This window comes from Hymenobacter sp. CRA2, from assembly GCF_002007105.1.
Taxonomy (GTDB): Bacteria; Bacteroidota; Bacteroidia; order Cytophagales; family Hymenobacteraceae; genus Solirubrum.
In genome coordinates, this window is the sequence record NZ_MVBC01000009.1 from 1 (window position 1) to 23,314 (window position 23,314).

Annotated in this window: 24 protein-coding genes; 9 read left to right on the forward strand and 15 right to left on the reverse strand. The window is 59.8% G+C overall.

Features of this window, described 5'->3' with window-relative positions:
• Positions 1–93: 93 nt before the first annotated feature.
• From B0919_RS14615 to B0919_RS14645, 7 genes are all read right to left on the reverse strand, one after another.
• Positions 94–972, reverse strand: a complete 879-nt coding sequence (locus tag B0919_RS14615) for a DUF4238 domain-containing protein (protein ID WP_078013026.1) — start codon at positions 970–972, stop codon at positions 94–96.
• Positions 973–1,127: 155 nt separating this feature from the next.
• On the reverse strand, positions 1,128–2,552 hold the full coding sequence (locus B0919_RS14620) for a phage integrase SAM-like domain-containing protein (protein ID WP_139362147.1): 1,425 nt from the start codon (positions 2,550–2,552) through the stop codon (positions 1,128–1,130).
• A gap of 105 nt (positions 2,553–2,657) precedes the next feature.
• Positions 2,658–3,821, reverse strand: a complete 1,164-nt coding sequence (locus tag B0919_RS14625) for a zinc-dependent alcohol dehydrogenase (RefSeq protein WP_078013028.1) — start codon at positions 3,819–3,821, stop codon at positions 2,658–2,660.
• A gap of 136 nt (positions 3,822–3,957) precedes the next feature.
• Positions 3,958–6,252: a GH92 family glycosyl hydrolase gene (locus tag B0919_RS14630; RefSeq protein ID WP_078013029.1), complete on the reverse strand. Its 2,295-nt coding sequence runs from the start codon at positions 6,250–6,252 to the stop codon at positions 3,958–3,960.
• Between the two features lie 189 nt (positions 6,253–6,441).
• Positions 6,442–7,341: an SDR family oxidoreductase gene (locus B0919_RS14635; protein WP_078013030.1), complete on the reverse strand. Its 900-nt coding sequence runs from the start codon at positions 7,339–7,341 to the stop codon at positions 6,442–6,444.
• A 120-nt stretch (positions 7,342–7,461) separates the two neighbouring features.
• The gene (locus tag B0919_RS14640) at positions 7,462–8,157 is read right to left on the reverse strand and encodes a peptidylprolyl isomerase (RefSeq protein WP_078013031.1); all 696 of its coding nucleotides are present in this window, start codon (positions 8,155–8,157) and stop codon (positions 7,462–7,464) included.
• A gap of 29 nt (positions 8,158–8,186) precedes the next feature.
• Positions 8,187–8,780, reverse strand: coding sequence for a GNAT family N-acetyltransferase (locus B0919_RS14645; RefSeq protein WP_078013032.1), 594 nt, complete (start codon positions 8,778–8,780; stop codon positions 8,187–8,189).
• 70 nt (positions 8,781–8,850) lie between these two features.
• Between B0919_RS14645 and B0919_RS14650 the strand changes: the two genes are divergently transcribed.
• Positions 8,851–9,507: a DUF2238 domain-containing protein gene (locus B0919_RS14650; protein WP_078013033.1), complete on the forward strand. Its 657-nt coding sequence runs from the start codon at positions 8,851–8,853 to the stop codon at positions 9,505–9,507.
• Here B0919_RS14650 and B0919_RS14655 read toward each other — a convergent pair.
• The 6 genes from B0919_RS14655 to B0919_RS14680 form a co-directional block, all read right to left on the reverse strand.
• Positions 9,485–10,021 (reverse strand): hypothetical protein, encoded by a 537-nt coding sequence (locus tag B0919_RS14655; protein ID WP_139362148.1) that lies wholly within the window; start codon positions 10,019–10,021, stop codon positions 9,485–9,487. The two genes, B0919_RS14650 and B0919_RS14655, sit on opposite strands and share 23 nt — an antisense overlap.
• A 115-nt stretch (positions 10,022–10,136) precedes the next feature.
• Entirely contained in the window at positions 10,137–11,093 is a 957-nt protein-coding gene (gene hemC, locus B0919_RS14660; protein WP_078013035.1) for a hydroxymethylbilane synthase, read from the reverse strand.
• Between the two features lie 103 nt (positions 11,094–11,196).
• Entirely contained in the window at positions 11,197–12,339 is a 1,143-nt protein-coding gene (locus tag B0919_RS14665; protein ID WP_078013036.1) for an ATP-binding protein, read from the reverse strand.
• 12 nt (positions 12,340–12,351) lie between these two features.
• Entirely contained in the window at positions 12,352–12,621 is a 270-nt protein-coding gene (locus B0919_RS14670; protein ID WP_078013037.1) for a hypothetical protein, read from the reverse strand.
• A 4-nt stretch (positions 12,622–12,625) separates the two neighbouring features.
• Positions 12,626–13,861: a GlmU family protein gene (locus B0919_RS14675; RefSeq protein ID WP_078013038.1), complete on the reverse strand. Its 1,236-nt coding sequence runs from the start codon at positions 13,859–13,861 to the stop codon at positions 12,626–12,628.
• Positions 13,862–14,065: 204 nt separating this feature from the next.
• On the reverse strand, positions 14,066–14,314 hold the full coding sequence (locus tag B0919_RS14680; RefSeq protein WP_078013039.1) for a type B 50S ribosomal protein L31: 249 nt from the start codon (positions 14,312–14,314) through the stop codon (positions 14,066–14,068).
• Between the two features lie 231 nt (positions 14,315–14,545).
• Here B0919_RS14680 and B0919_RS14685 point away from each other — a divergent pair, with 231 nt between their 5' ends.
• The 3 genes from B0919_RS14685 (at position 14,546) to B0919_RS14695 (ending at position 16,441) form a co-directional block, all read left to right on the forward strand.
• Positions 14,546–14,941 carry a hypothetical protein gene (locus tag B0919_RS14685; RefSeq protein WP_139362149.1) on the forward strand — a complete coding sequence of 132 codons (396 nt, stop codon included), beginning with the start codon at positions 14,546–14,548 and terminating at the stop codon, positions 14,939–14,941.
• 176 nt (positions 14,942–15,117) lie between these two features.
• A complete protein-coding gene (gene rdgB, locus B0919_RS14690; RefSeq protein ID WP_078013041.1) occupies positions 15,118–15,714 on the forward strand; it encodes an RdgB/HAM1 family non-canonical purine NTP pyrophosphatase in 597 nt (198 codons plus the stop codon).
• A gap of 97 nt (positions 15,715–15,811) precedes the next feature.
• Positions 15,812–16,441, forward strand: a complete 630-nt coding sequence (locus B0919_RS14695; protein ID WP_078013042.1) for a uridine kinase — start codon at positions 15,812–15,814, stop codon at positions 16,439–16,441.
• A gap of 81 nt (positions 16,442–16,522) precedes the next feature.
• On the opposite strand, the gene B0919_RS14700 is transcribed toward B0919_RS14695, so the two are convergent.
• Positions 16,523–18,025, reverse strand: a complete 1,503-nt coding sequence (locus B0919_RS14700) for a BatD family protein (RefSeq protein WP_176133058.1) — start codon at positions 18,023–18,025, stop codon at positions 16,523–16,525.
• Between the two features lie 272 nt (positions 18,026–18,297).
• Between B0919_RS14700 and B0919_RS14705 the strand changes: the two genes are divergently transcribed.
• From B0919_RS14705 to B0919_RS14725, 5 genes are all read left to right on the forward strand, one after another.
• Complete coding sequence (locus B0919_RS14705) at positions 18,298–19,080, forward strand: ferritin-like domain-containing protein (protein ID WP_078013044.1); 783 nt, start codon at positions 18,298–18,300, stop codon at positions 19,078–19,080.
• Between the two features lie 46 nt (positions 19,081–19,126).
• Complete coding sequence (locus B0919_RS14710) at positions 19,127–20,116, forward strand: ferritin-like domain-containing protein (protein WP_078013045.1); 990 nt, start codon at positions 19,127–19,129, stop codon at positions 20,114–20,116.
• Between the two features lie 190 nt (positions 20,117–20,306).
• Positions 20,307–21,038 (forward strand): ferritin-like domain-containing protein, encoded by a 732-nt coding sequence (locus tag B0919_RS14715; RefSeq protein ID WP_078013046.1) that lies wholly within the window; start codon positions 20,307–20,309, stop codon positions 21,036–21,038.
• A gap of 15 nt (positions 21,039–21,053) precedes the next feature.
• A complete protein-coding gene (locus B0919_RS14720; protein ID WP_078013047.1) occupies positions 21,054–21,923 on the forward strand; it encodes a ferritin-like domain-containing protein in 870 nt (289 codons plus the stop codon).
• Between the two features lie 222 nt (positions 21,924–22,145).
• The gene (locus B0919_RS14725; RefSeq protein WP_078013048.1) at positions 22,146–22,340 is read left to right on the forward strand and encodes a hypothetical protein; all 195 of its coding nucleotides are present in this window, start codon (positions 22,146–22,148) and stop codon (positions 22,338–22,340) included.
• Here B0919_RS14725 and queG read toward each other — a convergent pair.
• Positions 22,318–23,313: a tRNA epoxyqueuosine(34) reductase QueG gene (gene queG, locus B0919_RS14730; protein ID WP_078013049.1), complete on the reverse strand. Its 996-nt coding sequence runs from the start codon at positions 23,311–23,313 to the stop codon at positions 22,318–22,320. The genes B0919_RS14725 and queG overlap by 23 nt on opposite strands.
• Position 23,314: the final 1 nt, after the last annotated feature.

The window sequence follows — 23,314 nt, forward strand, 5'->3', positions numbered from 1 at the left end:
GGCTCAACTTCTTTCGGCGCGTGGTGATGGACTACGAGTACACCCCGGAAAGCCACGCCGCCTGGATTCTCTGGGCAAACGTCACGCTCTGCCTCAATAGACTGCCTTGAATTCCCAAACACGCTCTATAAACGATTTCAAATAAGCTTCACTCTCGCAAGCAACCATCTTCTTAGAACTTGCAAGCGTCATCATATTAATATCATTTATCATACTCTTATGGTTATCACCTAAGTAGTATATCCCTCCCTCTTTTCTACCTAGCTTACTAGACATAGTTTGAACTAACAGCTTACTAGTGAGTGGTGTTCCCACATTGGCAATTTCTTGAATATCAGGATTAAAGTATTTATTTATCTTAGCCCTACTTACTATAGAAGAGCAATCAGACAATACAAAGTAATCATCCTCAGTAGTGATATAAAATATCACGCTAACAAGCGGGAACATCTTTTCAATTACATCTTCTGCAATTTTTGAGTATTGCAACTTATTTGAATACTTTGTTTTCTTTCTGTCTTCTAAGGCTTGGTCAATTTGCTCTTTTAAGTTTGGAGCCGCATACTGCCTTAATTCTTCAAACGGCTTATAAATAGCATCATCTAACTGTCTTTTACTGACAGGATTACGCATATCGCCAATAATTCCAAGCTTAGTAATATCAATCAATGCATTTATAAGCTCATCTTTTACTGCAATTTGAGTCTCTGCATAGTCAAGAATTATTTTGGTATTCTTGACGAATGAATCCTCAAAGTAATCTTTCAAATCCTTTTCAATAATATCGTGATTCAATTGACCGTTTTCATAAACGGTATTTAACTCACGCTCACTAAACACTGATTTAGTTGTAGTCTTATTAAAGAAGTTGTTGCGGATTTTGTCATATAAGTAAATTTTCTTCTCTGATTGATTAAAGAAGTTTCTTATCTGACATTGGGAAACATAGTGATGATTAAGCGGAGTGCTCATAGATGCTCTGTGATGTTGTCAGTAGCAAGATAGAGACAAAGAGAAACCCTAGCCACATCAGCAGCTAGGGTTTCGTGCGTTTTAAGCCTCTTTCTTGCCTGTTGCGGCTCTGTGTGGGTTAGGTACTGATAGTGTCTCTAAGGGGCTGTAATAGCTTAGGCTACTACTTTCAACGCTGGCTCTTCATTGAGAAAATCAAAGACGCTATCCATCTCAGCAGCCTTAGTAGCTCTGTCTGCGTACCTTTGGAAGGTATCGAAATCTTTATGTCCAGTTATGCGGGTAATTTTATCATAGCGTAGGTTTCTGATAAGGCATTGGTTAATCATAGTACGGCGCAAGGTATGTGCCCCGCAATGCTCGTATTTAGGTCGGGTGTCCGGTACTTGTTCGTGTCCGATATAGTTCCATACAGTTATTTCCTCATTCAGTGAGGGCATATCCAACGACTTCAGCAAGCGTCTAAACGTGCCCTTAAATGCATTGATAGCACCGGGCTTTAGGTTGTAGTCGTATTTCTCTAGAATGCTCTTCAAACGGTCTGTAAATGGGATATAGACCTTACCACCTGTTTTCTTTTGTGTTTTGATAATGTACCCTCCTTGAATATCGGCGCGGGCAATCTGAGAATCTACAAAACGCAATGCAGTTTCCGACATCAATAGTGCAAGGTCTTTCACCCGTTCCTGTGCTCTTCTAGTTAGCCCGTTCAGATGATGTGTATTTACATTGCGAAATGCTTTAAGCTCTTCCGTAGTCAGATATATTACTGATTCATCTTTAAGAGGCAGGTTAAACGAATACTTTTTATAATCATTAGACAACCCATATTCCTCTTTGAAGTGATTCAGTACAGCACCTAGCTTATCCATCAATACTTTGATGGTGCTGTTATAGAAACGTTCCTTAACTAGAAACGCCTCAAATTCTTCCATTGTATTCTTGTCAAACGCTCTGATAGAAATATCTACTTGGAACTTAGCAAGTGTATTTTTTAAGTGTAGATAGGTGTTTTCTGTGCCAGCAGCAAAACTATTCTTTGCTTTAGCGTCAGTATTCTTAGGTTTAGCCTTGTGCTTTGCTTCAATAAACCTATCAATTAGCAGGGTTATGTTTTCCGGCTGAAACGTGCCTATTTCTTTCTGAATCTTTACTATCTCATTTCGTTTCTCTTCAACCTGTTTTAACAGTAACTCTATTTCGTGCTCTAGTATCTCAATCTGGCTTTTACCTTCCTCTTCCCACTCATCAAACATCTCCTTTACCGTCTCATTGAAGCCCGGTATAGTGGTGTAGTAGTGCTTAACTCGTTCAGCGTAGGGCTGAGCACCACCAGCGGACGCCAATCGAATAGCGTAGTCTAAACGGCGTTGGGCGGCTCCTATCTTATCGTTTGCTTCAGGTGCAAACAACTCCCCTACTACACGTCCTTTCTTCAGGCTAGCCGGATTGATAGAGAAGCCGCAAGGGACGTAGTAATCTTTGTTCTTGCCGCTGGCGTCAGGGTGACTGTAGCGAATGTATACAGGCTGTTCTAGCCCCTTATTGACCTTACGAACTACTACTTTAGCATTTGCCATCTTTTTGCACTATTAAGGGTTGGCGACTCCGTTGAATTTCACGAAGTTACCAACCCCTAACATTGATGCAAACCTTGTAGCAAGGTATTTTTAAAAACCGCGTTTCTACGGTTTTAAGACCACTTTTGTACAGTTGTCTTTCTTGTTGCGGAAGATGTCGTAGCCGTGGGCGGCTTCGCTCAGCGGCAGTTTGTGGCTGATGATGTCGTCGAGCTTCACCTTGCCTTCCACTACGTACTGCAGCAGCTTGTCGATGTGCTTGTGGGCCGGGGCCTGGCCGCCCACGAGCTTGATGCCCTTGTCGAAGAATTGCCCGACGGGGAAGTTGTCGAAGTAAGCTCCGTACACGCCCAGAACCGATACGATGCCACCGCGGCGCACAGCACTCATGCAGGTTTCCAGCACTTTCACAGAGCCTTTTTCGAAGTTCACCACGGCCTTGACACGGTCGATTAGGTCGCGCATGGGCTCGAAGCCCACGGCCTCCACGCACACGTCGGCGCCGCGGCCCTGGCTCATGGCCCGGATTTCCTCAATCACCTGCTTGCGGTCCTCCCACTTGATGGTTTCGCAGTTGGCCGAAGCCCGCGCTTTCTCCAGGCGGTATTCCAGCGGATCGACGATGACCACGCGGGCGGCGCCGCGCAGCCAAGCCGATTTGGCGGCCATGATGCCCACCGGCCCGGCCCCGAAAATGGCCACAAACTCACCGCCCTTTACCTCGCCCCAGTCGATGCCGGAGTAACCGGTGGGGAAGATATCGGTGAGGAACAGGGCCTGCTCGTCGGTCAGCGAATCGGGAATGACGCGCGGGCCGTAGTCGGCGTAGGGCACGCGCACGTACTCGGCCTGCCCGCCGTTGTAGCCGCCGTAGAGGTCGGTGTAGCCGAAGAGGGCACCGCCTTTTTCCGTCAGCACGCCGCCCTCGGGGCCGTAGTGGTCGGGGTTGGAGTTTTCGCAGTGGCCGGGCAGCTCGTGGTTGCAGAAGAAACAGGTACCGCAAGCCACCGGAAAGGGCACCACCACCCGGTCGCCCACCTTCAGCTTATTGCCCACGCCCTTGCCCACTTCTTCCACGATGCCCATGAACTCGTGGCCGAGCACCATGGGCCGCGGCTGCGGAATGCCGCCGTTGTAGATGTGCAGATCGGAGCCGCAGATGGCGGTGCTCGTCACGCGGATAATGGCGTCGCGCGAATCGACGATTTCCGGGTCGTCGACCGTGTCGACGCGCACGTCCTTGATGCCGTGGAAGACTAAGGCTTTCATAGGGTGTGGGTTGGTTGTGGTAGATACGTAGCTAGGGCTAACGACCCGCGCAACGCCCGGGTTGTCTCCGTGAACTTTCCTACCCGAAACCACCCAATACGCAACGCCTGACGCGGCAACTGCCCGCGCTTCCGCCCTACTTCTTCTCGTCCTTGCTGAACGAATACGGCGCATCCTGCGGCTGGGTACCGCGGCTGGTATTCGGCTGGCTGGTCATGTCGAATTCCAGCGTGGCGCCCTGCAGCAGCTGTTGGTGACGGAGGTAATTGGCGCCGTAGGGCTGCCCGTTGAGGCGCAGTTGGCCGATGTAGCGGTTGGCGTCGGTGTTCTGAGGCGCGCTGAGCACCACGTCCTTGCCGTTTTCCAGGTGCAGCGTGGCCTTCGGGAAGAGTGGCGCGCCCAGCACGTACTCATCGGTGGCGGGGCAGACGGGGTAAAAGCCCAGGGCAGAGAAGACGTACCACGCCGAGGTTTGGCCGTTGTCCTCGTCGCCGCAGTAGCCGTCGGGCGTGGGGTGGTAGAGGCGGTTCATGGTTTCGCGGGCCCAGTACTGCGCCTTCCACGGCTGGCCGGCGTAGTTGTAGAGGTACACCATGTGCTGAATGGGCTGGTTGCCGTGGGCGTAGTTGCCCATGCCGGCAATCTGCATTTCGCGGATTTCGTGAATGACCGAGCCGTAGTAGGAGGCATCGAACACCGGCGCGAGGGTAAACACTGTGTCCAGCTTGGCCACGAAGGGCCGGGGCCCGCCCATGAGCGTCATCAGCCCGTGCACGTCGTGGAAGACCGACCAAGTGTAGTGCCAGCTGTTGCCCTCCGTGAAGGCGTCGCCCCACTTGAAGGGGTTGAAGGGCGTCTGGAACGAGCCGTTCTGGTTGCGGCCGCGCATCAGCCCGGTTTGCTTGTCGAAGACGTTGCGGTAGTTCTGGCTGCGCTTGGCGTAGAGGGCCAGCTCCTTTTTGGGCCGCCCCAGGGCCTTGCCGAGCTGGTAGATGGTGAAGTCGTCGTAGGCGTATTCGAGCGTACGGGCGGCGTTTTCGTTGATGCCCGCGTCGTAGGGCACGTAGCCGAGCTTGTTGTAGTACTGCACGCCAGCGCGGCCCACGGCTTCCAGCGGGCCCGCGTTGTTGGCCCCGTGCAGCAGGGCCTGGTAGAGCACGTTGATGTCGTAACCGCGCACGCCTTTCAGGTAGGCATCGGCTACCACGGAGGCGGAGTTGTTACCGATCATCACGTCGCGGTAGCCGGGGCTGCCCCACTCCGGCAGCCAGCCGCCTTCTTTGTAGGCGTTGGCCAGTCCGGCCTGAATCTGGCTGTTCACGCTCGGGTAGAGCAAGTTCAGGAAGGGAAACAGGCTGCGGAAGGTGTCCCAGAAGCCGGTATCGGTATAGAGGTAGCCGGGCAGCACCTTGCCATTGTAGGGCGAATAGTGCACCGGCTGGCCCTGGGCGTCCAGCTCATAGAACTTGCGCGGAAACTGCAAGGCCCGGTACAGGCAGGAGTAGAAGGTACGTTGCTGCTCCTCGCTGCCGCCCGCTACCTCGATGCGCCCGAGCTGCTTGGCCCAGGCTGCCCGCGCCTTCTGCTTCACCGTCTCGAAATCGTCGGTACCGATTTCCGTCTGCAGGTTTAGCTCGGCCTGCTCGGGGCTGATAAACGACGAAGCCACCCGCGCCTGCAGCTGCTCACCCGGCCGCAGGCGGAAGCCCACCACGGCCCCGGCGTGGTCGGCGCGGGCTTCGAGCTGCTGGGCGTAGAGCACCTTGTCGCGGTAGACGGTGGTGCTGGCAAACGCGTGGTCAAACTCGATGACGAAGTAGTTCTTGAAGCCATCCGGCACGCCACGGCTGTTGCGCGTGGTGTAACCGATGATGCGGCGCTGCTGGGGCAGCAGCTTCACGTAGGAGCCGCGGTCCAGGGCGTCGAGCACCACGTAGGCGCTGTCGGCGTGGTGCACGGTGAAGCGGAAGCGCGCCGCCCGCTCGGTGGGCGCTATTTCGGTGGTGATGTCGTGGTCGGCCAGGTACACGCGGTAGTAGTACGGGCGGGCCTCTTCCGCCTTGTGCGAAAACCAGCTGGCCCGCTCGTCTTCCTCGAAGCGCAGCTTGCCGGTGAGCGGCATCAGCGCAAACTGGCCGTAGTCGTTCATCCACGGCGAGGGTTGGTGCGTCTGCTTGAAGCCGCGCAGCTTGTCGGCCGAGTACTGGTAGGCCCAGCCGCTGCCCATCTTGCCGGTCTGCGGCATCCAAGTATTCATGCCCCAGGGCATGGCAATGGCCGGGTAGGTATTGCCGTTTGATAGCTCCGGCTTGGAGTCAGTACCCATCAGCGGGTTGACCAGATCGACGGGCTCGGGCAGGGTCTGGGCAGTGACGGCAGCCGGGCCGACGGTCAGCAGCAAAAGCAGGAGGCGGAGTATAGTTCTGATCATGCAGGTGGAGCGCAGAAGACAACGCGGCGCCGAATGTAACCAGAACCTCAGGCAGAGGCGCAGCTAAATCGAAGGGCGCCGTAGGCAAGCATCTGGCCAGGCAGCAGTTGCTCCTTACACGCTTACCGCCCAGACGTCAGCCCGCAACCTATCTCGGCTGTGCTCGACACGACGTTCTTATTTAGCCGCCTAAGCCTGCCCAGCCACCACATCAATACCTTCGGCGAAAGTGTGCGGCCGATAACCCAGTTCCCGTTCCGCTTTATCGATGACAAAGCCCGTGCGCGGGGGCCGTTTGCCGGGCTGGGTGAAGGTGCTGGCATCCACCGGCTCAATCAGCGAGGCATCGAGCCCGAAATGCGCCGCCACGCGCAAAGCCATTTCGTAGGGCGTGAAAAACTCGCGCCCCGAGAGGTGGTAGAGGCCGGTGGCGTTTTGCCGGGCAATGAGCCAGCAGCCTTCGGCTAAGTCCTCGGCCAGGGTGGGCGTGCGCCACTGGTCGGTAACCACCTTGATAGGCTTGCCGGCCCGCAGTGAGTCGCGCACCCAGAGCACGATATTGGTGCGCCCACCGCCGCGCAGCACGCCATACACCAGCACCGTGCGCGCAATGGCCCAGCGCAGCTCCGGCGTATTCATTACGGCCTGCTCGGCGGCCAACTTGCTGCGGCCGTAGTGGCTGATGGGGTTGGGCACGGCGTCTTCGGCCAGAGGACCGTGGCTGCCGTCGAACACAAAATCGGTGCTGAGGTGCGTGAGGTGCGCGCCGTGGCCGGCGCAGGCGCGGGCCAGGTTTTCGGTGCCCGTTACGTTGGCCAGCCAGCAAGCGTCGGGGTTCAACTCGCACTCGTCCACGTGGGTAATGGCCGCCGTGTGGATGACGTGCGTAGGCCGCTCCTGCCCGATGACGGCCTCGACCTGCGCGGCATCGGCTACATCGAGCGACACGAAGCGCACGGCCGGATAATACTCCGCCAGGCGGTTGGCGCCGCGGGCGGTAGCTACCAGTTCCACGCCAGGCTGCTGGTGCATGCGGTCGATGAGCTTCTGACCCAGCAGGCCATTGGAGCCGGTGATGAGGAGACGCATACGGTGAGAGGGTGAGGTAGTGAACTGGTGAGTTTGATGTTCTGATGGCACGAACCGCGCCTGTAGCGCATTGCGCGCAGTCAGCACGGCACTCGCCATTTCACCACCTCACCAGTTCACCTAATACTGATACCCGTAGAGCTTGGTGATTTTCTTCTTGCTGAGCTTTTCCACCTTCACATCCATCTTCACGTCCTGCTCGGGGCGGTCCATTTGGTTGCGCGACACCTTGGCAATTTTATCTACCACGTCCTGGCCCTGAATCACCTGCCCGAACACGGTGTAGGCGCCGTCGAGGTGGGGCGTGCCGCTGGGGTTTTGCACGATGTAGAATTGCGAGTAGCTGCTCGGCGTACCGGCCGGGCCACCCGAGCGCGCCGCGGCCACGGCACCGCGCTTGTGGTGCAGCTCGGGGCGCAGCTCGGCCGGAATGGTGGGGTCGTTGGGCTGGCCCATGCCGTCGTTGGTGGGGTCGGCGTCCTTGGAGTTGGCGTCGCCGCCCTGAATCATGAAGCCGGGGATGATGCGGTGAAACGTGGTACCGCTGTAGAAGCCACTTTTGGCCTTTTGCAGAAAGTTTTCCCGGTGCAGGGGCGTCTGCTCAAAGGTCACCAGCCGGATGTCGCCCAGTGAGGTGCCGCCCTGCGTGATGTGCAGCGTCACCAGTTGGTCTTTTTTGCCGGGCTTCCTGGCTTTTGCTTTCACCTTTTGGGTGGGCGCTTTCTGCGCGTGCAGGCTCGGCGTGGCGGCCAGCGTCAAAGCCAGCAGCAGGGCGGCGGGGCGGAAGAATCGGCTCGGGGAAGAAAACGGGTTCATCAACATCAGGGGTAATTCACTTAACGAAGCTAAGCCGATTCGGCGGAACGCGCCAGCCAGTCGGCCTGCGTCAGCCCGAAGCAGTAGCTGTCGTGCACTAGTCCGTCGCCGCCCCGAAAATTGTTGCGCAACAGCCCTTCCTGCCGAAAGCCGCAGCGGCGGGCCAGCCGGGCGCTGCGCTCGTTGTCGGGGTCGACGTGGCAGTACACGCGCAGCAGCTGCAGCTCGGTAAAAGCCCAGTGCAGCGCGGCCGTGGCCGCTTCGTGCATCACGCTGCGGCCTTCGGCCCGGGCGCTGAGCAGGTAGGCCAGCTCGGCCTTCGGTACTTCCCACTCGATGTTGCGCAGGCTCACGAAGCCCAGCGGCGTGGCCTCGGCCCGGGGCCAGATGCCGAGCAGAATACCTTTGCCCATGAGCCAGTCGGCGTGGCGGATTTCGAGGTAGGCGCGGGTGCTGGCCTCGTCCTGCACGGCGTTTAGGGTTTTGGGAAAGTCGCGGGTCAAACGCGGCCGGTCTTCGTCGATGAGGCGGAAAAAGCTCATCGATTCCTCGGCTGGCCGCCAGGGCCGCAGCACGAAGCGGGACGTGGTGAGTTCGGGGGCGGCGGCAAGCTGAGGGCGCATAAGGCAGGGCGTTGGCGACGAAGCCCAAGTTTACGTATGCGGCCCAATACTGACCACACCCCGCCTCCTTATGTCTGTTGCCGCTACCGCCGCCCCTGTTACTACCGCGCGTTTTCGTTGGTTTCCGGCTTTGCTGCTGCTTCTCTACGTGGTACTGTTCACCGCCCTGGCCATTCATCCCTACAGCCGCAGCACCTGGGTCGCCGAAAACCTGCCCATCGTGCTCATCGTGGCGGCTATCGTCGTGCTATACCTGCGCGGGGTGCGGTTTTCCAACACGGCCTACTTGCTGATGAGCGTGCTGATATACATGCACACCATCGGCGGCTACTACACCTTCGAGCGGGTGCCTTTCGACTGGTTCAACCACCTGTTCGGCTTCCAGCGCAACATGTACGACCGGGTGGCGCACTTCTCGGTGGGCTTCTACGCCTATGCGCTCATCGAGTACACCGATTCGCGCCAGCTTATCCGCAGCCGCTTCCTCTCCTACCTGCTGCCGCTGTGCGTCATCGGCACGGTGGCCATGAGCTACGAAATCATCGAGTGGCTGTACGCGGCCACGGCCGGCGGCGAATCCGGCGCAGCGTTTCTGGGCAGCCAGGGCGACATCTGGGACGCGCAAAAGGACATGCTGGCCGATACCAGTGGCGCCGTAGCGGCCCTGCTACTCTACACGGTGACGAACCACAAACGCCCCGCTTCTACGCCTCAGGCGAAGTACTGAGGCGTAGCCGATAGAACCCGCTACCGATAAAGTCGAAGCCGGCATTCATACCAGGGCAGTAAATCAGCCCGGCCGTGTGCGGCGCAAATTTGGTTGTCAACTGCTGCCAATACTGTCCGCTGAAGGACTCGTGGTACGGCTGTTCGCTCGGCTGGCATTCGAGCAAGGCTTCGTAGGTGAACCCACGCTCGATTAGTAGGGGCACGTACATCTCGGCTATTACCAGCAGCACGGCCGCATCGGTGCTGAAGTAGTGCAGTGGCTGTGCTGCGTACGCGGGGTCCATTTCGTCACCAAAAACGATATCGGCCACCCGCAGCTCGTACAAGTCGTTAGCTGCAGGTAGCTCAAAGCGGGCGAAAGGCGTGGGATTCCACTCGAATAGTCGCCGGGCCGACTCCACCAGCTCATGCCTATCCAGTCGGGCAGCTTCCTCCACGATTTCCGCCAAGTACAGCGCATCGATAAGCCAATACACATGCCCGGGCGCCAGTTGCAAGCCTTCCCCATTCATGGAGACATTGGATGGCCTCGATGACATATAAGCACTGCGTAAGTTGGTAGAAAATAAATGGTATAGCTCAAAAACAGTGGTGCCACAATCCTCAAGTCGTGGCACCACTGTTTACTTAAAACGTTCCCGATTCCGAGTCCCGGTGCTCCCGGATGTCGCGCAGGATCTGCTCGCCGCCGCGGCTGAGCACGGCTTCAGCCACGCGTACGCCCAGGGCTTCGGCGTCCTTGGGGTCGTGGGTTTCCTGAATTTCCTCCACGTACTGCTGCCCGTCGAGGCTGATGAGGCCGCCGTGCAGCTGCAGAGCGCCGTCGTCGGTAAAGGTGGCCAGAGCAAAGCTGGGGATGCTGCAGCCGCCTTCCATGGTGCGCAGGTAGGCGCGCTCGGCCCGCAGGCAGGTGTGGGTGTCGGGGTCGTCGAGCAGGTTGCGCAGGGCCAGCTTGCGGGGCAAATCCAGGTTCTTGGCGCACTCGATGGCCACGGAGCCCTGCCCAGCCGCGGGGATAAACTGCGTCTCGGGCAGCACGCGCACGATGAGGTTGTCGTACTCCATGCGGTGCACGCCGGCAAAGGCCAGCACCAGGGCGTCGTACTGGCCCTCTTCCAGCTTGCGCAGGCGCGTCTGCAGGTTGCCGCGCGCTTCGGCCGTAATGGCGTGCGGGTAATGGCGCTTGAACATGGCCCGGCGCCGGGTGCTACTGGTACCTAGCACGATGTCGGGGCGGTCGAGCGAAAAGCCGGGGTCGAAGCTGATGATGACGTCGTTGACTTTTTCGCGCGACATAAAGGCCAGCAGCTCCAAATCATCTGGAATGGAGCTTTGCACGTCCTTGGCGCTGTGCACGGCAATGTCAATGTGGCCGGTGCGCAGGCTTTCCTCCAGCTCCTCCGTAAACACGCCCTTCGCCCCGATCTTGTCCAGGGAGCGGTCGAGCACCACGTCGCCCTTGGTGGTGATGATGACAATTTCAGTTTCGAGGCCGGCGGCGTTCAGGGTATCGGCCACGTGGTGAGCCTGCCACAGGGCCAGCTTGCTGCCACGGGTACCGATGCGGATGGGACGTTGGGACATCAAAGGTGAAGTTGAGAAGTTGTGAAATTGTGAAAGGGCCAGGAGGTTGTGTCCGGCTGAAACTGCGCTTCACAATTTCACCCCTCACAACTTCACCCCTGCCTTAGTTCACCGGTACGCGCAGCAGATCGGCCACTTGCAGGGAAGTGTCCACGAAGGTGATGCGCGGGTTGGCGTTGCGTTCCACGTGAAAGTGCGCCTCGTTGAGCACCTGCGCCAAGCCCTCGGCGTTTTGCCGGTGCACAAAGGGGCTGAACTTGCTGATAAACGTCTGTTCGGCGGCCGGCAGGTGCGGCACCAGCTGCGCGTCGAGGCCGTAGAGCAGCACCTTGCGCACCAGCCCGAGGGCATACTGCAGAAACTCCTTCTGGTTTTCGCGGCCCATCTTCTGAAACTGATCGGCGGCGGCCACCAGCTTGTCGAGGTTGCGCTCGGCGGCGAAGCAGCTACGCATCCAATCGGCAAAGAAGGCGAAGTAATCGTTGTCGGGCGCGTCGCGGGCGGCCAGAGCGGCGCCCAGGTTACCTTCGCTCACGAGGGCCAGCTGCCGCGCCTTGACCTCGGGCACCTGGTAGTGGTCCACGAGGTAGCGCGTGAGGTCCGGCTCCTGAAAGCGCGGCACCAGCACCACCTGCACCCGGCTCACGATGGTAGGCAACAGCTTGTCGGGCTGCTGGCTCACCAGCAAAAACACCGTGGCGGGCGGCGGTTCCTCCAGCAGCTTGAGCACGGCGTTGGCGGCGGCTGGGTGCATCAGTTCGGGTAGCCAGATAACCACCACCTTGAACGGGGCCTCGAAGGCTTTCAGCGACACCAGCTTGAGCAGCTGCACGGCCTCGTCTTTGCTGATGCTGCCCTGCTTGTTGTCGGCCCCGATGTGCTGCATCCAGTCGTTCAGCCCTTGGTACAGACCACCATCGGCCAGCACGAAGCTGCGCCAGTCCGCCGTGAACTTGTGGCTGAGCGCGTCCTTGCTCACGGCCTTGGTGGTCGTGACGGGCAGGATGAAATTCAGGTCGGGGTGCACCAGCCGGTCGATTTTGCGGCAGTTGGGGCACTCCCCGCACGAATCTTCGGGCTGGCGGTTTTCGCAGTTCAGAAAGGCCGCGTAGGCCAGCGCCAGCGCCAGCGCCCCGGAACCCTCGGCCCCGCGAAACAGCTGCGCGTGCGCCACGTGCTGGCGCCGCACCGATTGGCGCAGCACCTGCTTGACTTCGTGCAGACCCGGAATTTCAGCGAAACGCATACCTCTCCAACGCTAACGCAACAGAAATAGTAGCCCCGTGCGCACGGCCATGATCAGCGCGGCAATGCCCAAGGCGCCCAGAACCCTGATTGTCTGCGGCTGGCCTTGGGCGCCACGCACGAAGCGCAGTAGCCCCCACACGCCCACGGCCGTCACTGCTTCGGCCACCAGCCCCGCCGTGATGGACTGGAAAAAGGCGAAAAACGCGCCGCCAAACAGCACCGCGACCAGAAAGATGGTCAGCGCCCGGTCGGTTTCCTGCAGGGGTGCCTGTTCGCTCATAATATTATAGTTCGATGTTGGCGTTGTCGGCCGCCGGGGCGCTTCGCTCCCACACGCGGTCCTTGGCCGTCAGTTCATATACCTTCTGCATAATGCCCTGCTCCACCTCGTCGTAGGCCAGGCTGCGGCGGGCCATTACCCGCTCATTCACCTCGGCCACTTTGTTGAGACGGAAGGTTTCGAAGCCCGCCGGGCCGCCCCAGCTGAAGGAAGGAATAAAGTTGCGTGGGAAGCCCGCCCCGAAGATGTTGGCCGCCACGCCCACCACCGTGCCGGTGTTGAACATGGTGTTGATGCCGCACTTGCTGTGGTCGCCCATCATCAGCCCGCAAAACTGCTGGCCGGTGTTCACGAAGCGGTTGTGCGTGTGGCTCCAGATTTTCACCGGGGCGTAGTTGTTCTTCAGGTTGGAGGTGTTTGTGTCGGCGCCGAGGTTGCACCACTCCCCTATTACCGAGTTGCCGAGGTAGCCGTCGTGGCCCTTGTTGGAGTAGCCGAGCAGGATGCTGTTGCCCACTTCGCCCCCGACTTTGCAGTGCGGGCCCACGGTGTTGTCGCCGCGCATCTTGGCGCCGGCGTTGATGTGCGCGCCCTCGCAGAGGGCCAGCGGCCCCTTGATGATGGCACCCTCGTGCACCTGCGAGTTCCGGCCGAGGTAGATGGGGCCATCCTCGGCGTTGAGAATAGCCGCCCGGATCTTCACGCCTTCCTCGATAAATATGTTCTCCGGCGCGTACACGATGGTGTGCGCGTCGTTTACTGGCTGCGACTGGCGGCCTGCGGTCAGCAGGGCAAAGTCGCGGCGGATTTCGGCGCCGTTAAACAGAAACAGCTGCCACGGCTGGCGAATCACCGTCACCGGCTCGGCCACCTGCTTGGTTTGCTTGAAGCCGTCCTGAATCAGCTCGGCCACCTTGCCCGCGTCGGCCAGGTGCGCGGCCACCAGCAGCTCCCCGTCGAGCAGGGCCTCACCGGGCTGCAGGGCCTGCACCTGCCGGGCCAGCAAGTCGTCGGGGCACACGGCGCCGTTGATAACCAGAGCAGGGCCCTCCGTCGGGCCAGCCGGAAACTTGGCCTGCAGATACGGCTCGGTGAGGAAGTGCGCGGGCTGGCCCAGGCGGTGCGTCCACTTCTCGGCCAGCGTCAGAATGCCGCAACGCAGCGCGGCGACGGGCCGGGTGAAGGTAAACGGCAACAGGTTGGGCCGGATGGCCGGGTCGTCGAAGAGCAGAACGGTCATAGGAGTTGTCGGATGTCAGGGGCTAGTTGCCGGTAGGCAGCAGGCGGCCGGGCCGCGTACCAGCTGCAAAGGTCGGGGCTCCGGCGTCAGCATAAAACCCCCGACAAAACAAAACTCCCGCTGGCGCAGAGCCGGCGGGAGCTTCGGAGCAGGCGGCCTTTGTCACTGACAAGGGCCCGCCCGCAATTATTAACTCAAGCAGAACTATTTGCTCTTCTTGTAGCGGTTCATGAACTTCTCTACGCGGCCAGCGGTGTCGAGCAGCACGTTCTTGCCGGTGTAGAAGGGGTGCGACTGGCTGCTAACTTCCACCTTGATAACGGGGTAGGTTTTGCCGTCCTCCATCGTGATGGTCTCGTTCGACGTCATGGTCGAGCGGGTGATGAATTTGAAGTCGCTGGTGGTGTCCTGAAACACAACCTCGCGGTACTCGGGGTGGATGTCCTTTTTCATGGCGCTGATGCGTGAGTTCCTGGTAGGCCCCGCCGATTTTGCGGAAGGGACGGCAAAGGTAAGAGCTTGACGCTAAAAAGAAAAGCAAGCGGCCGTTTTTCGGGCTTCATACAAACTTTACCTTTTGCAGTTGTGCGAAAAGGTTATTTTTGGTGCCGGTCCGGCCCACCCCGCCCCTGCCCGCCCGCTTCTTCCCCGTGCCGCCGCATGACCCGCCGCTTCCTTCTGTCTGTGCTCCTTACACTGCTGCTAGCTGCCACCACAGCCTGGGCCGTGACGGTCACGCTGTTTCAGGCGACGCTGGAAGGCACCTCCTCGGTGAAGGTGGAGTGGGAAGTTCTGAACGAAAATGGCTTGACAGGTTTCGACCTTTACCGCAAGGGAGCCACGGACGCGTCGTTTAACCGCATCAGCGCCATTACGCCCACGGGCCAGCGCCGCTACCAGTACCTCGACGCCAACCTGTACCGTGGCCCGGCCAGCACCAGCAGCACCAACGGTGGCCCGTACACGTACCGCCTCATTGTCAAAGCTGCTACCGGCGAGCAGACGTATACGACCGTGCTCAGCCAGTCGCCCAGCGCCGTGCAGCGCTCCTGGGGCAGCATCAAGTCGATGTTTCGGTAGGTAGTGAGCTGGCGTAGGTAAGTTGTCTTCGGCTACCTCTCATCACTCCAACCCCCAACAGCAGAGCCGGTGCAGACCGGTTTTTTTGTGCGCTTACCTTTGCCCCACTTCCGCCTTAGCCGTTCAGCGTAGGCAGAACGGCCCTCCCCTTTCACTATTACACCATCTCACCGCCCATGCGCCTCTGCTTTGCCTCCAACAACGCCCACAAGCTGGATGAAATCCGGCCGCTGCTTCCTGCCCACGTCGAGCTGCTGAGCCTGGCTGATATTGGCTGCGAGGAGGAGCTGCCCGAAACCCAGGACACGCTGGAAGGCAACGCGCTGCAGAAAGCGCACTACGTATGGGGCAATTACGGCGTGCCCTGCTTTGCCGATGATACCGGCCTGGAAGTAAACGCCCTGGACGGCGCGCCCGGCGTGTACTCGGCCCGCTACGCCGGGCCGCAGCGCTCCTCGGCCGACAACGTGCAGAAGCTGCTGCGCGAACTGCCCGCCGACGCCGACCGCACGGCCCGTTTTCGCACCGTTATTGCGCTGGTCGTCGGCCCATCAGAGGACGACGAATTTACCTTCAGCGGCGAGGTCATGGGTCGCATTACGGCCAAGGAACGCGGCGCGGCCGGTTTCGGCTACGACCCTATTTTCGAGCCCGAAGACCTGGAACGAACCTTCGCCGAAATGAGCGGCGAGGAGAAAAACCAGCTCAGCCACCGCGCCCGCGCCGTGGCCCAACTAACCTCTTTTCTGAAGGAACGCTACTCGGTAGAGTAAGCGCCCACTCCACATTTGGGCTTTGCGTTGGCCCGTAACGGGCGAAACCCTTACTTTTGCAAGGTTGGCCCTGCTGGTCGGGCCGCAGTCAGCATCCATGCAACAACCTTTCATCGTTGGCATTACCGGAGGCAGCGCCTCGGGCAAAACCACTTTTCTGCGGCGGCTTCTCGCCTCCTTCCCGGCCGAGGACGTCTGCCTGATTTCGCAGGACAACTACTACCACCCGCGCGAAGCGCAGCAGGTCGACTCGCAGGGCGTTACCAACTTCGACCTGCCGGCCAGTATCGACTCGGCTGCGTACGCGGCCGATGTGCTGCGCATCAGCCAGGGCCAGGAAGTGCGCCGTCAGGAGTACACCTTCAACAACCCCAACGCCCCGGCAACTGACCTGGTCTTCCGGCCCGCTCCCATCGTGGTGGTGGAAGGCATCTTCGTGTTTTACTTCGAGGAAGTGGCCAAGCTGCTGGACCTGAAGGTGTACATCGATGCCCGGGAGCACGTGAAAGTGCTGCGCCGCATCGTGCGCGACCGGGATGAGCGCGGCTATGACCTGGAGGACGTGCTTTACCGCTACACCCACCACGTGGCCCCCACGTACGAGAAGTACATCAAGCCCTTCAAGCACGACGCGGATATCATCATCCCCAACAACCGCCACTTCGAGAAAGGCCTGGAGGTATTGGTGGCCTTCCTGAAAAGCCGCATCGATCAAGGCAAGGCCTAGCCTGCTAAGACTCTCTGCTTACCGATAAAGCCGCCCGGACGCACGTCCGGGCGGCTTTCCTTTTCAGTGGTTTTCGGCTGGCTACGAGCGGCGGGCCGTCCACCACCCGTAGGCGGCCAGGGCCAGCAGCAGCCCCAGCACCAGGTTGGCGTAGTGCCGGACGCGGCGGGCGGTGTCCATTTCCAGTAGGCTATTGTCGGCACTGGCCAGCTGCTGGGCGTAGAAGGGGTCGGTGCGCACGAAGGCCGTTACCTCCTGCGGGGGCGCCACGGCGGGCCCCGTCACAGTCAGCTGCAGTTCGGGGCGCAGCGTATCGTAGCGGCCGGTGCCGGGGTCGAAGACGGGCAGGGCCAGCACGTCACGCAGGCGCAGGACGCCCGGCTGGCGCGGCACAAGGCGGTAGCGCAGCACCTTGCGGCCGCTCACGCGCCCGTCGGCGCGGGTCAGCTCCTGGTGCACTTCGGGCCCGTAGACCTCCAGCGCGGGCTGCTCGCGTGGTAGCGGCGGCGCTACCGCGGCCAGATTGCCTTCTCCTTCCACCGTGAGCGTGTAGGTGATGGTGTGCCCGGTCCGGAACCGGGTGCCGCTTACGCCTTCGCGCAGCTGGTAGCGCCCCACCGCTGGCGCTACGGTAGCGCTGTCAGGCGGCGCGGGCAACGGCCGCACCTGCACCGTGCGCGGCTGGCTGACGTAGGTTTTGAGGCCCTCCATGCGGTTGTCCAGGTCGGGCACGGGGCGCTTGGCTACCCGGTACTTTTTCATCTGCAGGGCCACCGCCGGAAACTGCAACGACCGGGCGCTCAGCGGGTAATACACCGCCTCGTACAGCTGGTAGCGCAGGTACACCTTACCGCCGAGCCGAACGGAGTCGGGCCGGATGTCCGTTTCATCGAAGGCTTCTTCCCAAGCCGAGGGCTGGCGCAACTGCCGCAATATGCCGGGTAGCTGCTCGGCAAAGCGGTAGAAATCGAGCAGGCCCTGATCGGAGGGCGTCAGGTAGAAATAGAGCCCGACGTGCACCGGCTCCCCGACCCAGGCCGCCGCCTTATTGGGCTCCACGGTGAGAAAGGCGTTGTCGCGGGGTTCTACGTACTCCTGCGGCTTGGGCTTGCCCAGGAGCTGATCCAGGGACCCGATGCCTTGCAAGGGCGGCTTGGCGGCTGCAGCCGGCGGTGCGGTGCCGGGGACAGTTGGGGCCGGCGTGGTGGCCTGCTGGGGCGTGACGTGCAGCGTGGCACCCGCCGAGCGCAGCACCTGCCCGTTGACGGTGAGGGTAAACGGCTTGAGCACAAAGTCACCGGGGCCGAAGGCGGCGTAGCGCTGCGTGAGCAACAACTCGACGCTGCTGCGGCCCTCCACGGTGCGCGTGGTGGTGGTCGAGGTTTTGCCGCTTTTCTTAAAGCCTTCGATGTCGGGGAAGGCTGAGTAGCGCTCCAGCGGCGCCCCGCTTAGGCGCAGCGCAATGGTGAAATACTCGTTGACGGGAAACGTGGTGCGGCCCAGCACCAGCTCGCTTTGCTGTACCGCTGACTGCTGAGCTTGTTGCGCCTTTAACAGCCACGGCTGAAGCAGTCCTGCGCACAAGCAGATAAAAAAAAGAAGACGCCCCCGCATTAACCAAAACTACGCAAAAAGCCCGTTTCCTCGCAGCCAAGCTTGGTTTACATATATAAAAACACAACAATATTTCCAAATTTTTATAACAAAAAGAATCCAAGCAAAGCATCAGGCCGTAGTTGCATCAGATTCATCCTCCCCACTCGGTCCAAGTTTTTCCTATTGGTGCCCTATTCGGTGCCAAGCAGAAACCCTCATGCCTGTGGGATCTAAACAACCCAACACCTTTACTTATTCACATGGCCACCCCAAACCACACCCCTGCGCCCGACGAAGCAGGCATCGGCAACCGGCTGTTGCAACCCATTGACCGCCGTCTGTTCCTGCGCTACACCGGCGTGACGGCCGCCGCCACCGGCCTGCTGCTCGCCGGCTGCGACGACGACGACAACAATTCCGACTCCAACGCAGTGAACGTGGGGACCGGCGACTTCGGCGTGCTCAACTACGCCTTTGCGCTGGAGCAGCTCGAAGCGGCCTTCTACACGCAACTGCGCACTGGCTCGTACTACACCGGTCTGGGCGCCAACAGCGCCGAGAAGCAGATCCTCGATGATCTGGCCCTGCACGAGAAAATCCACGCTGATTTTTTCCGCGCTGCCATTCCGGCCAACGGGGGCACGCTGATCAAGGACCTGGAGCCGGATTTCTCCAGCATCAACTTCAACAGCAAAGACAGCGTGCTGAAGGCGGCTCAGGATTTCGAAGACCTCGGGGTGGCGGCTTACAACGGTGCCGGGCGCTACCTGAGCAATCCGTTGTTCTTGAGCATAGCTGGTAAAATCGTATCGGTGGAAGCTCGCCACGCTGGCCTCATCCGCGACCTGCGTGCCTACAATACCTTCGTGGCCAACGATGTAGTGGATGTATTTACGCCCACGCCGGGCAGTAACGGCCCCACGCCCTTCAGCCAAGGCACCGGCACGGGCTTGGAGCGTTCCAAAACGCCGAGTGAAGTAGTGGCCATTGCCAACAACTTCCTGAAATCAGGTTCCAAACTCAACGTTTCAGGTATCAGCTAGTTGGCAGCCGCATTTCTCCAACATCCACTTCACCAGCCTCAACACCATGGATTTATTTAAAATCATTTCCGATATCGAGAAAGTAGACCCGGAAGTCTACGAACGGTTTGACACGCGTCGCCGGGCATTCAAGCACCTAACCGGCCTGGGCCAGAAGCTGACGGCAGCGGCGCTGCCGGGCCTCGTGGGGGCTCTGTTCAACAAAGCTTACGGCCAAGGCACCGGCAGCCTGCCAGCCGACGTAGTAGCCGTGCTCAACCTAGCACTGCAACTGGAGTACCTTGAGTACAACTTCTACAACGCCGGCCTGAATACGCCCGGCCTGATTCCGGCTTCGGAAGTAGCAGCCATTACGACCATCCGCAACGACGAAGCCGGACACATTAAAGTGCTGCGCCAAGCCCTGGGCAACCAGGCTTTCAGCCAGTCTGACGTGCCGGTTACCGCCTTCGACTACACCGGTCAGGGTTCTTTCCCGGATTGGAACACCAACACCGCCAAGTACTTTGGCGTTGCTCAGTCCTTCGTTGACACCGGCGTACGTGCTTACAAAGGCGGTGCGCCGATTCTGATCAATAACAAGGACATTCTGCAGGCGGCCCTGAACATCCACTCGGTGGAGGCCCGTCACTCGTCGCACATCCGCACCGTGCGGCGCGCCTTAGCGTCGAATGCTGTCGGCACCATCGTAGCAGCCGATCCAAACGACCTGAATAACAAACCGAAGAGCTGGATTTCGGGCCAGGATAACGGTGGCGCGGCTCCCAATGCAACTCCGGTAAACACCCGCCCGGTGTACGCCGCCGGCGGCGTCGTAACGGTGGGTTCTACCCCTCTGCCCTCGCCGGCCGAAGACAACCTCATGCACGCCCAGTTCAACGCCCAGACCGGCTCTACGGCCCCGACGGGCTTGACCATCACGCCCGCTGCGGCTTCGGAGGCTTTCGACGAACCGCTCGATGCCGCCACGGTGAAAACCATTGCCCGCAATTTCCGCTCGGCTGCGGGTGCTGCGCTCGGTCTGTTCAATCCGTAGGCGCACCGTTCGCCATTACCAGAAAAGGCTGCCCCACATGGGGCAGCCTTTTCTATTTCCGGCAGTGCAACCTTTTCTCCGCGCCGAATGCTCTTATTCCAGCTGTTAGCGTGTTCGGCTGGTAGCGAGTACCTTTGCGGTTCCGGCAGGGCAGCCACGCTTGGCCGGTAAGCTATTTTGTCTTTCCCGTATGCCCGAGGCATCTTCTTTATCCACGGCGGCGCTCAGCCGGCGTACTTTTCTGGGCTCGGCAGGCGTGCTGACGGCCACTGCCATGCTGCTCACCGCTTGCGGCGACGACCCGGTTAAACCAGCTACCGGCACCCCCGGTCTGGAATTGGGTTCGGGCGACGCCGGGCTGCTGTCGTACGTGTTCCTGCTGAAGCGTTTTGCGACCGGCTTTTACCAAGCGGCGCTGACCACTCCCGCGGCCGACCTGACTGCGGCTGATTTGGCTATACTGCGTGACGTGAACCGCCACGAGATTATCCACCGCGAAATGCTCGTGCAGGTATTCCAAAAGAACTCGCTGGTGGATGCCCCTACCATAGGCCTGCTGCAGGGCGTGGCATTCACTTACCCCACCGCCACCTTTACCATCACCACGCGCCAGGGCGTGCTGGCTGGAGCGCGCCTGATCGAAGACCTGAGCGTAGCCGCGCTGGCGGGCACGGCCAAACTTGTCACCAGCAGCGTCGTGTATTTCCCGCTGCTGATGAAAATGCTGGCCGTAGATAGCCGCCACGCGGCCACGATGCGCGACTTGGTACAGCCGGGCTCCTTTGCCGGCCCCGACGCGGTAGCTAGTACGGGCAGCCAGGCCGGTCTGAACCAGATCCTGACCCCGGCGGCCGCCCTGACGGAGCTTAATAAGTACACCAACGGTGTTATACTGACCGGCAATTCGTTGCCAACAACCTAAGGGCGCGCTTTTCTCATGAGTCTGCTTTCACTTCTTCAGCACCTGGCAGCGGCCGACACCATGCCGCAGCCCACCGAGCGCCGCACCGCCCTTGCCCAACTGGCCCGTACCGCTGCGGTAGCGCTGCCCGCAGTACTTGCCGGCGCCGTGGTGACTCCGGCCACCGCCCAGCGCAGCGGCACCTTACTCGATGCGCTGCTGCTTATTCTGCGCGTTGAGTGGCTGCAGGAGGCTTTTTACAGCCGCCTGCTGACTGCTCCTACCGTCGTGCCCGCCGCCATTCAGCCCGATCTAGCGCTGATTCGGGCCCAGCAGCAGCAGCACGTTGCCTTGCTGGAAAACGTCATCAGCACGTCGGGAGGAGTACTTCCGACGCGGCCTACGTATGACTTCACCGGCAGCCACGGCCAAACCACGCCCTCCCTCTTCCCCGACGTATTCACCAGCGCCGACACCGCACTGGCCGTAGCGCAAGTCCTGGAGGACTTCAGCGTACGCGCTTACCAGGGCCAGCTGGCCTCGCTGATGAGCAACAATGACTTGATGGACCTGGTGGTGCGGATGTACGCCGTAGAGGGCCGTCATGCCGCGCACCTGCGGCGGCTGCGGCAGCAGCGCGGTGCCAGCGTCAAGCCTTGGATCAGTGGCACCGATGGCGACGGCCCCATTCCGCCCGCTACGGCGCCCATTTACGCCGGCGAGGGTCAGCTGGAACAGTTGGCTACAGTGTCGGTTTACCCGCCTGTAAAAACTTCCCTGGTGGCGCTGCTGCCAACCCTGCCAGTGCTTACCGATGCCGAGCAGAAAGCCGCCGCTACCGAAGCCTACGACGAACCGCTGACCACCGCCGAAGCTCAGAGAATCATGGCCCTGTTCGTGATTTAGCTTTTTACTGGCTCCGTCACTATTTCCCATCCCGGTCAGCCTTCGTGCTGGCCGGGATTTTTTATATCAAGCTTGCATTATATCCCCCAAACTTTGTATCTTTCTTCGTAGCAAATAAAAGGAGCGAATGTTTGTTAGCTTTTTTTATTCTTGCTCGTATAGTGAGCCCGCCACTTGCACTTCCCCCATTTCCCACCCTGTCACATTCTACGCACTACTCCAATGCTGGAATACGTAAAAACCATTCTGCTCAAGGTCAGCTTCGATCGGACGCTGTTTGAGAAAGAACTTCGCAAGGCCCTGCGTACGCTGGTGCCCGCCGAAGCTGGCCTGCTCAAGGCCTGGTGCTACCAGCAATTCGCTAAGCTGTACCGCCGCGTACTGAACCGCGTGTTTAATCAGGTTCGGCTGGCCTAGCGGCTGCCCCGGGCAGCGGCTCCCCGGGCCCCTTGCCCGTGACGAAGGCAATGTTTCGTTGCAGACCGGCGTACCCGGTGCGCTTTACCGCCGAATGCCGAAACAGCGTCTGAAAAACTTCCTGCGTGATTTCCTGCCAGTCGGCTTCCCGCATTTGCTGTAGGTGCGGGTGAGGCCGAAACTGCTCTTCGGTGGTAGGCCGGGCAAACCGGTTCCACGGGCATACGTCCTGGCAGATATCGCACCCAAAAATCCAATTGCCCAGCTGACCCTGTACGTCAGCGGGCAATTGGTCTTTTAGCTCGATGGTAAAGTAGCTGATGCACTTGCTGCCGTCGACTATGTAGGGCTCCGTAATGGCTTGGGTGGGGCACGCGTCGAGGCAGCGGGTGCAGCTGCCGCAGTAGTCGCGGATGGGACCGTCGTAGCTCAGTTCCACGTCCACGATCAGCTCGGCAATGAAGTAGAACGAGCCGGCACCGGGCGTAATCAGGTTCGAGTTCTTGCCTACCCAGCCCAGGCCGCTCTTCTTGGCCCAGGCCTTGTCCAGCACCGGCGCCGAATCCACGAAGGCCCGGCCACCCACCTCCCCGATGTGCGCCTGCATATCCCACATCAGGTGCTTGAGCTTGTCCTTGATGACGTGGTGGTAGTCGCGGCCGTAGGCGTATTTGCTGACCTTGAGCGTGTCGTCGGGCTGTTGATCTTCCTGCGCTGGGTAGTAGTTCAGCAGCAGCGAAATCACCGACTTGGCCCCATCGACGAGCCGGCGCGGGTCCAGGCGCTTGTCGAAGTGGTTTTCCATCCAGCGCATTTCACCCTGCATGCCGCGGGCCAGCCACTGCTCCAGGCGCGGGGCTTCCTCCTCCAGAAAATCGGCCTTGGAAATGCCGCAGGCCATAAAGCCCAGCTCCGCCGCGCGGCGTTTGATGAAGCCGGTCCATTCGGCGCGGGTGAGGTCGGAAGCAAGCATA

Excerpts from the sequence above, each read along its gene's own strand:
- B0919_RS14725 (WP_078013048.1), top strand. The coding sequence starts at position 22,146 with ATGCTGGAATACGTAAAAACCATTCTGCTCAAGGTCAGCTTCGATCGG.
- B0919_RS14715 (WP_078013046.1), top strand. The coding sequence starts at position 20,307 with ATGCCCGAGGCATCTTCTTTATCCACGGCGGCGCTCAGCCGGCGTACT.
- queG (WP_078013049.1), bottom strand. The coding sequence starts at position 23,313 with ATGCTTGCTTCCGACCTCACCCGCGCCGAATGGACCGGCTTCATCAAA.
- B0919_RS14675 (WP_078013038.1), bottom strand. The coding sequence starts at position 13,861 with ATGACCGTTCTGCTCTTCGACGACCCGGCCATCCGGCCCAACCTGTTG.
- B0919_RS14615 (WP_078013026.1), bottom strand. The coding sequence starts at position 972 with ATGAGCACTCCGCTTAATCATCACTATGTTTCCCAATGTCAGATAAGA.
- B0919_RS14710 (WP_078013045.1), top strand. The coding sequence starts at position 19,127 with ATGGATTTATTTAAAATCATTTCCGATATCGAGAAAGTAGACCCGGAA.
- B0919_RS14705 (WP_078013044.1), top strand. The coding sequence starts at position 18,298 with ATGGCCACCCCAAACCACACCCCTGCGCCCGACGAAGCAGGCATCGGC.
- B0919_RS14665 (WP_078013036.1), bottom strand. The coding sequence starts at position 12,339 with ATGCGTTTCGCTGAAATTCCGGGTCTGCACGAAGTCAAGCAGGTGCTG.
- B0919_RS14640 (WP_078013031.1), bottom strand. The coding sequence starts at position 8,157 with ATGAACCCGTTTTCTTCCCCGAGCCGATTCTTCCGCCCCGCCGCCCTG.
- B0919_RS14625 (WP_078013028.1), bottom strand. The coding sequence starts at position 3,821 with ATGAAAGCCTTAGTCTTCCACGGCATCAAGGACGTGCGCGTCGACACG.
- B0919_RS14635 (WP_078013030.1), bottom strand. The coding sequence starts at position 7,341 with ATGCGTCTCCTCATCACCGGCTCCAATGGCCTGCTGGGTCAGAAGCTC.
- B0919_RS14630 (WP_078013029.1), bottom strand. The coding sequence starts at position 6,252 with ATGATCAGAACTATACTCCGCCTCCTGCTTTTGCTGCTGACCGTCGGC.
- B0919_RS14655 (WP_139362148.1), bottom strand. The coding sequence starts at position 10,021 with ATGAATGGGGAAGGCTTGCAACTGGCGCCCGGGCATGTGTATTGGCTT.
- B0919_RS14695 (WP_078013042.1), top strand. The coding sequence starts at position 15,812 with ATGCAACAACCTTTCATCGTTGGCATTACCGGAGGCAGCGCCTCGGGC.
- B0919_RS14645 (WP_078013032.1), bottom strand. The coding sequence starts at position 8,780 with ATGCGCCCTCAGCTTGCCGCCGCCCCCGAACTCACCACGTCCCGCTTC.
- B0919_RS14680 (WP_078013039.1), bottom strand. The coding sequence starts at position 14,314 with ATGAAAAAGGACATCCACCCCGAGTACCGCGAGGTTGTGTTTCAGGAC.
- B0919_RS14650 (WP_078013033.1), top strand. The coding sequence starts at position 8,851 with ATGTCTGTTGCCGCTACCGCCGCCCCTGTTACTACCGCGCGTTTTCGT.
- rdgB (WP_078013041.1), top strand. The coding sequence starts at position 15,118 with ATGCGCCTCTGCTTTGCCTCCAACAACGCCCACAAGCTGGATGAAATC.
- hemC (WP_078013035.1), bottom strand. The coding sequence starts at position 11,093 with ATGTCCCAACGTCCCATCCGCATCGGTACCCGTGGCAGCAAGCTGGCC.
- B0919_RS14670 (WP_078013037.1), bottom strand. The coding sequence starts at position 12,621 with ATGAGCGAACAGGCACCCCTGCAGGAAACCGACCGGGCGCTGACCATC.
- B0919_RS14620 (WP_139362147.1), bottom strand. The coding sequence starts at position 2,552 with ATGGCAAATGCTAAAGTAGTAGTTCGTAAGGTCAATAAGGGGCTAGAA.
- B0919_RS14720 (WP_078013047.1), top strand. The coding sequence starts at position 21,054 with ATGAGTCTGCTTTCACTTCTTCAGCACCTGGCAGCGGCCGACACCATG.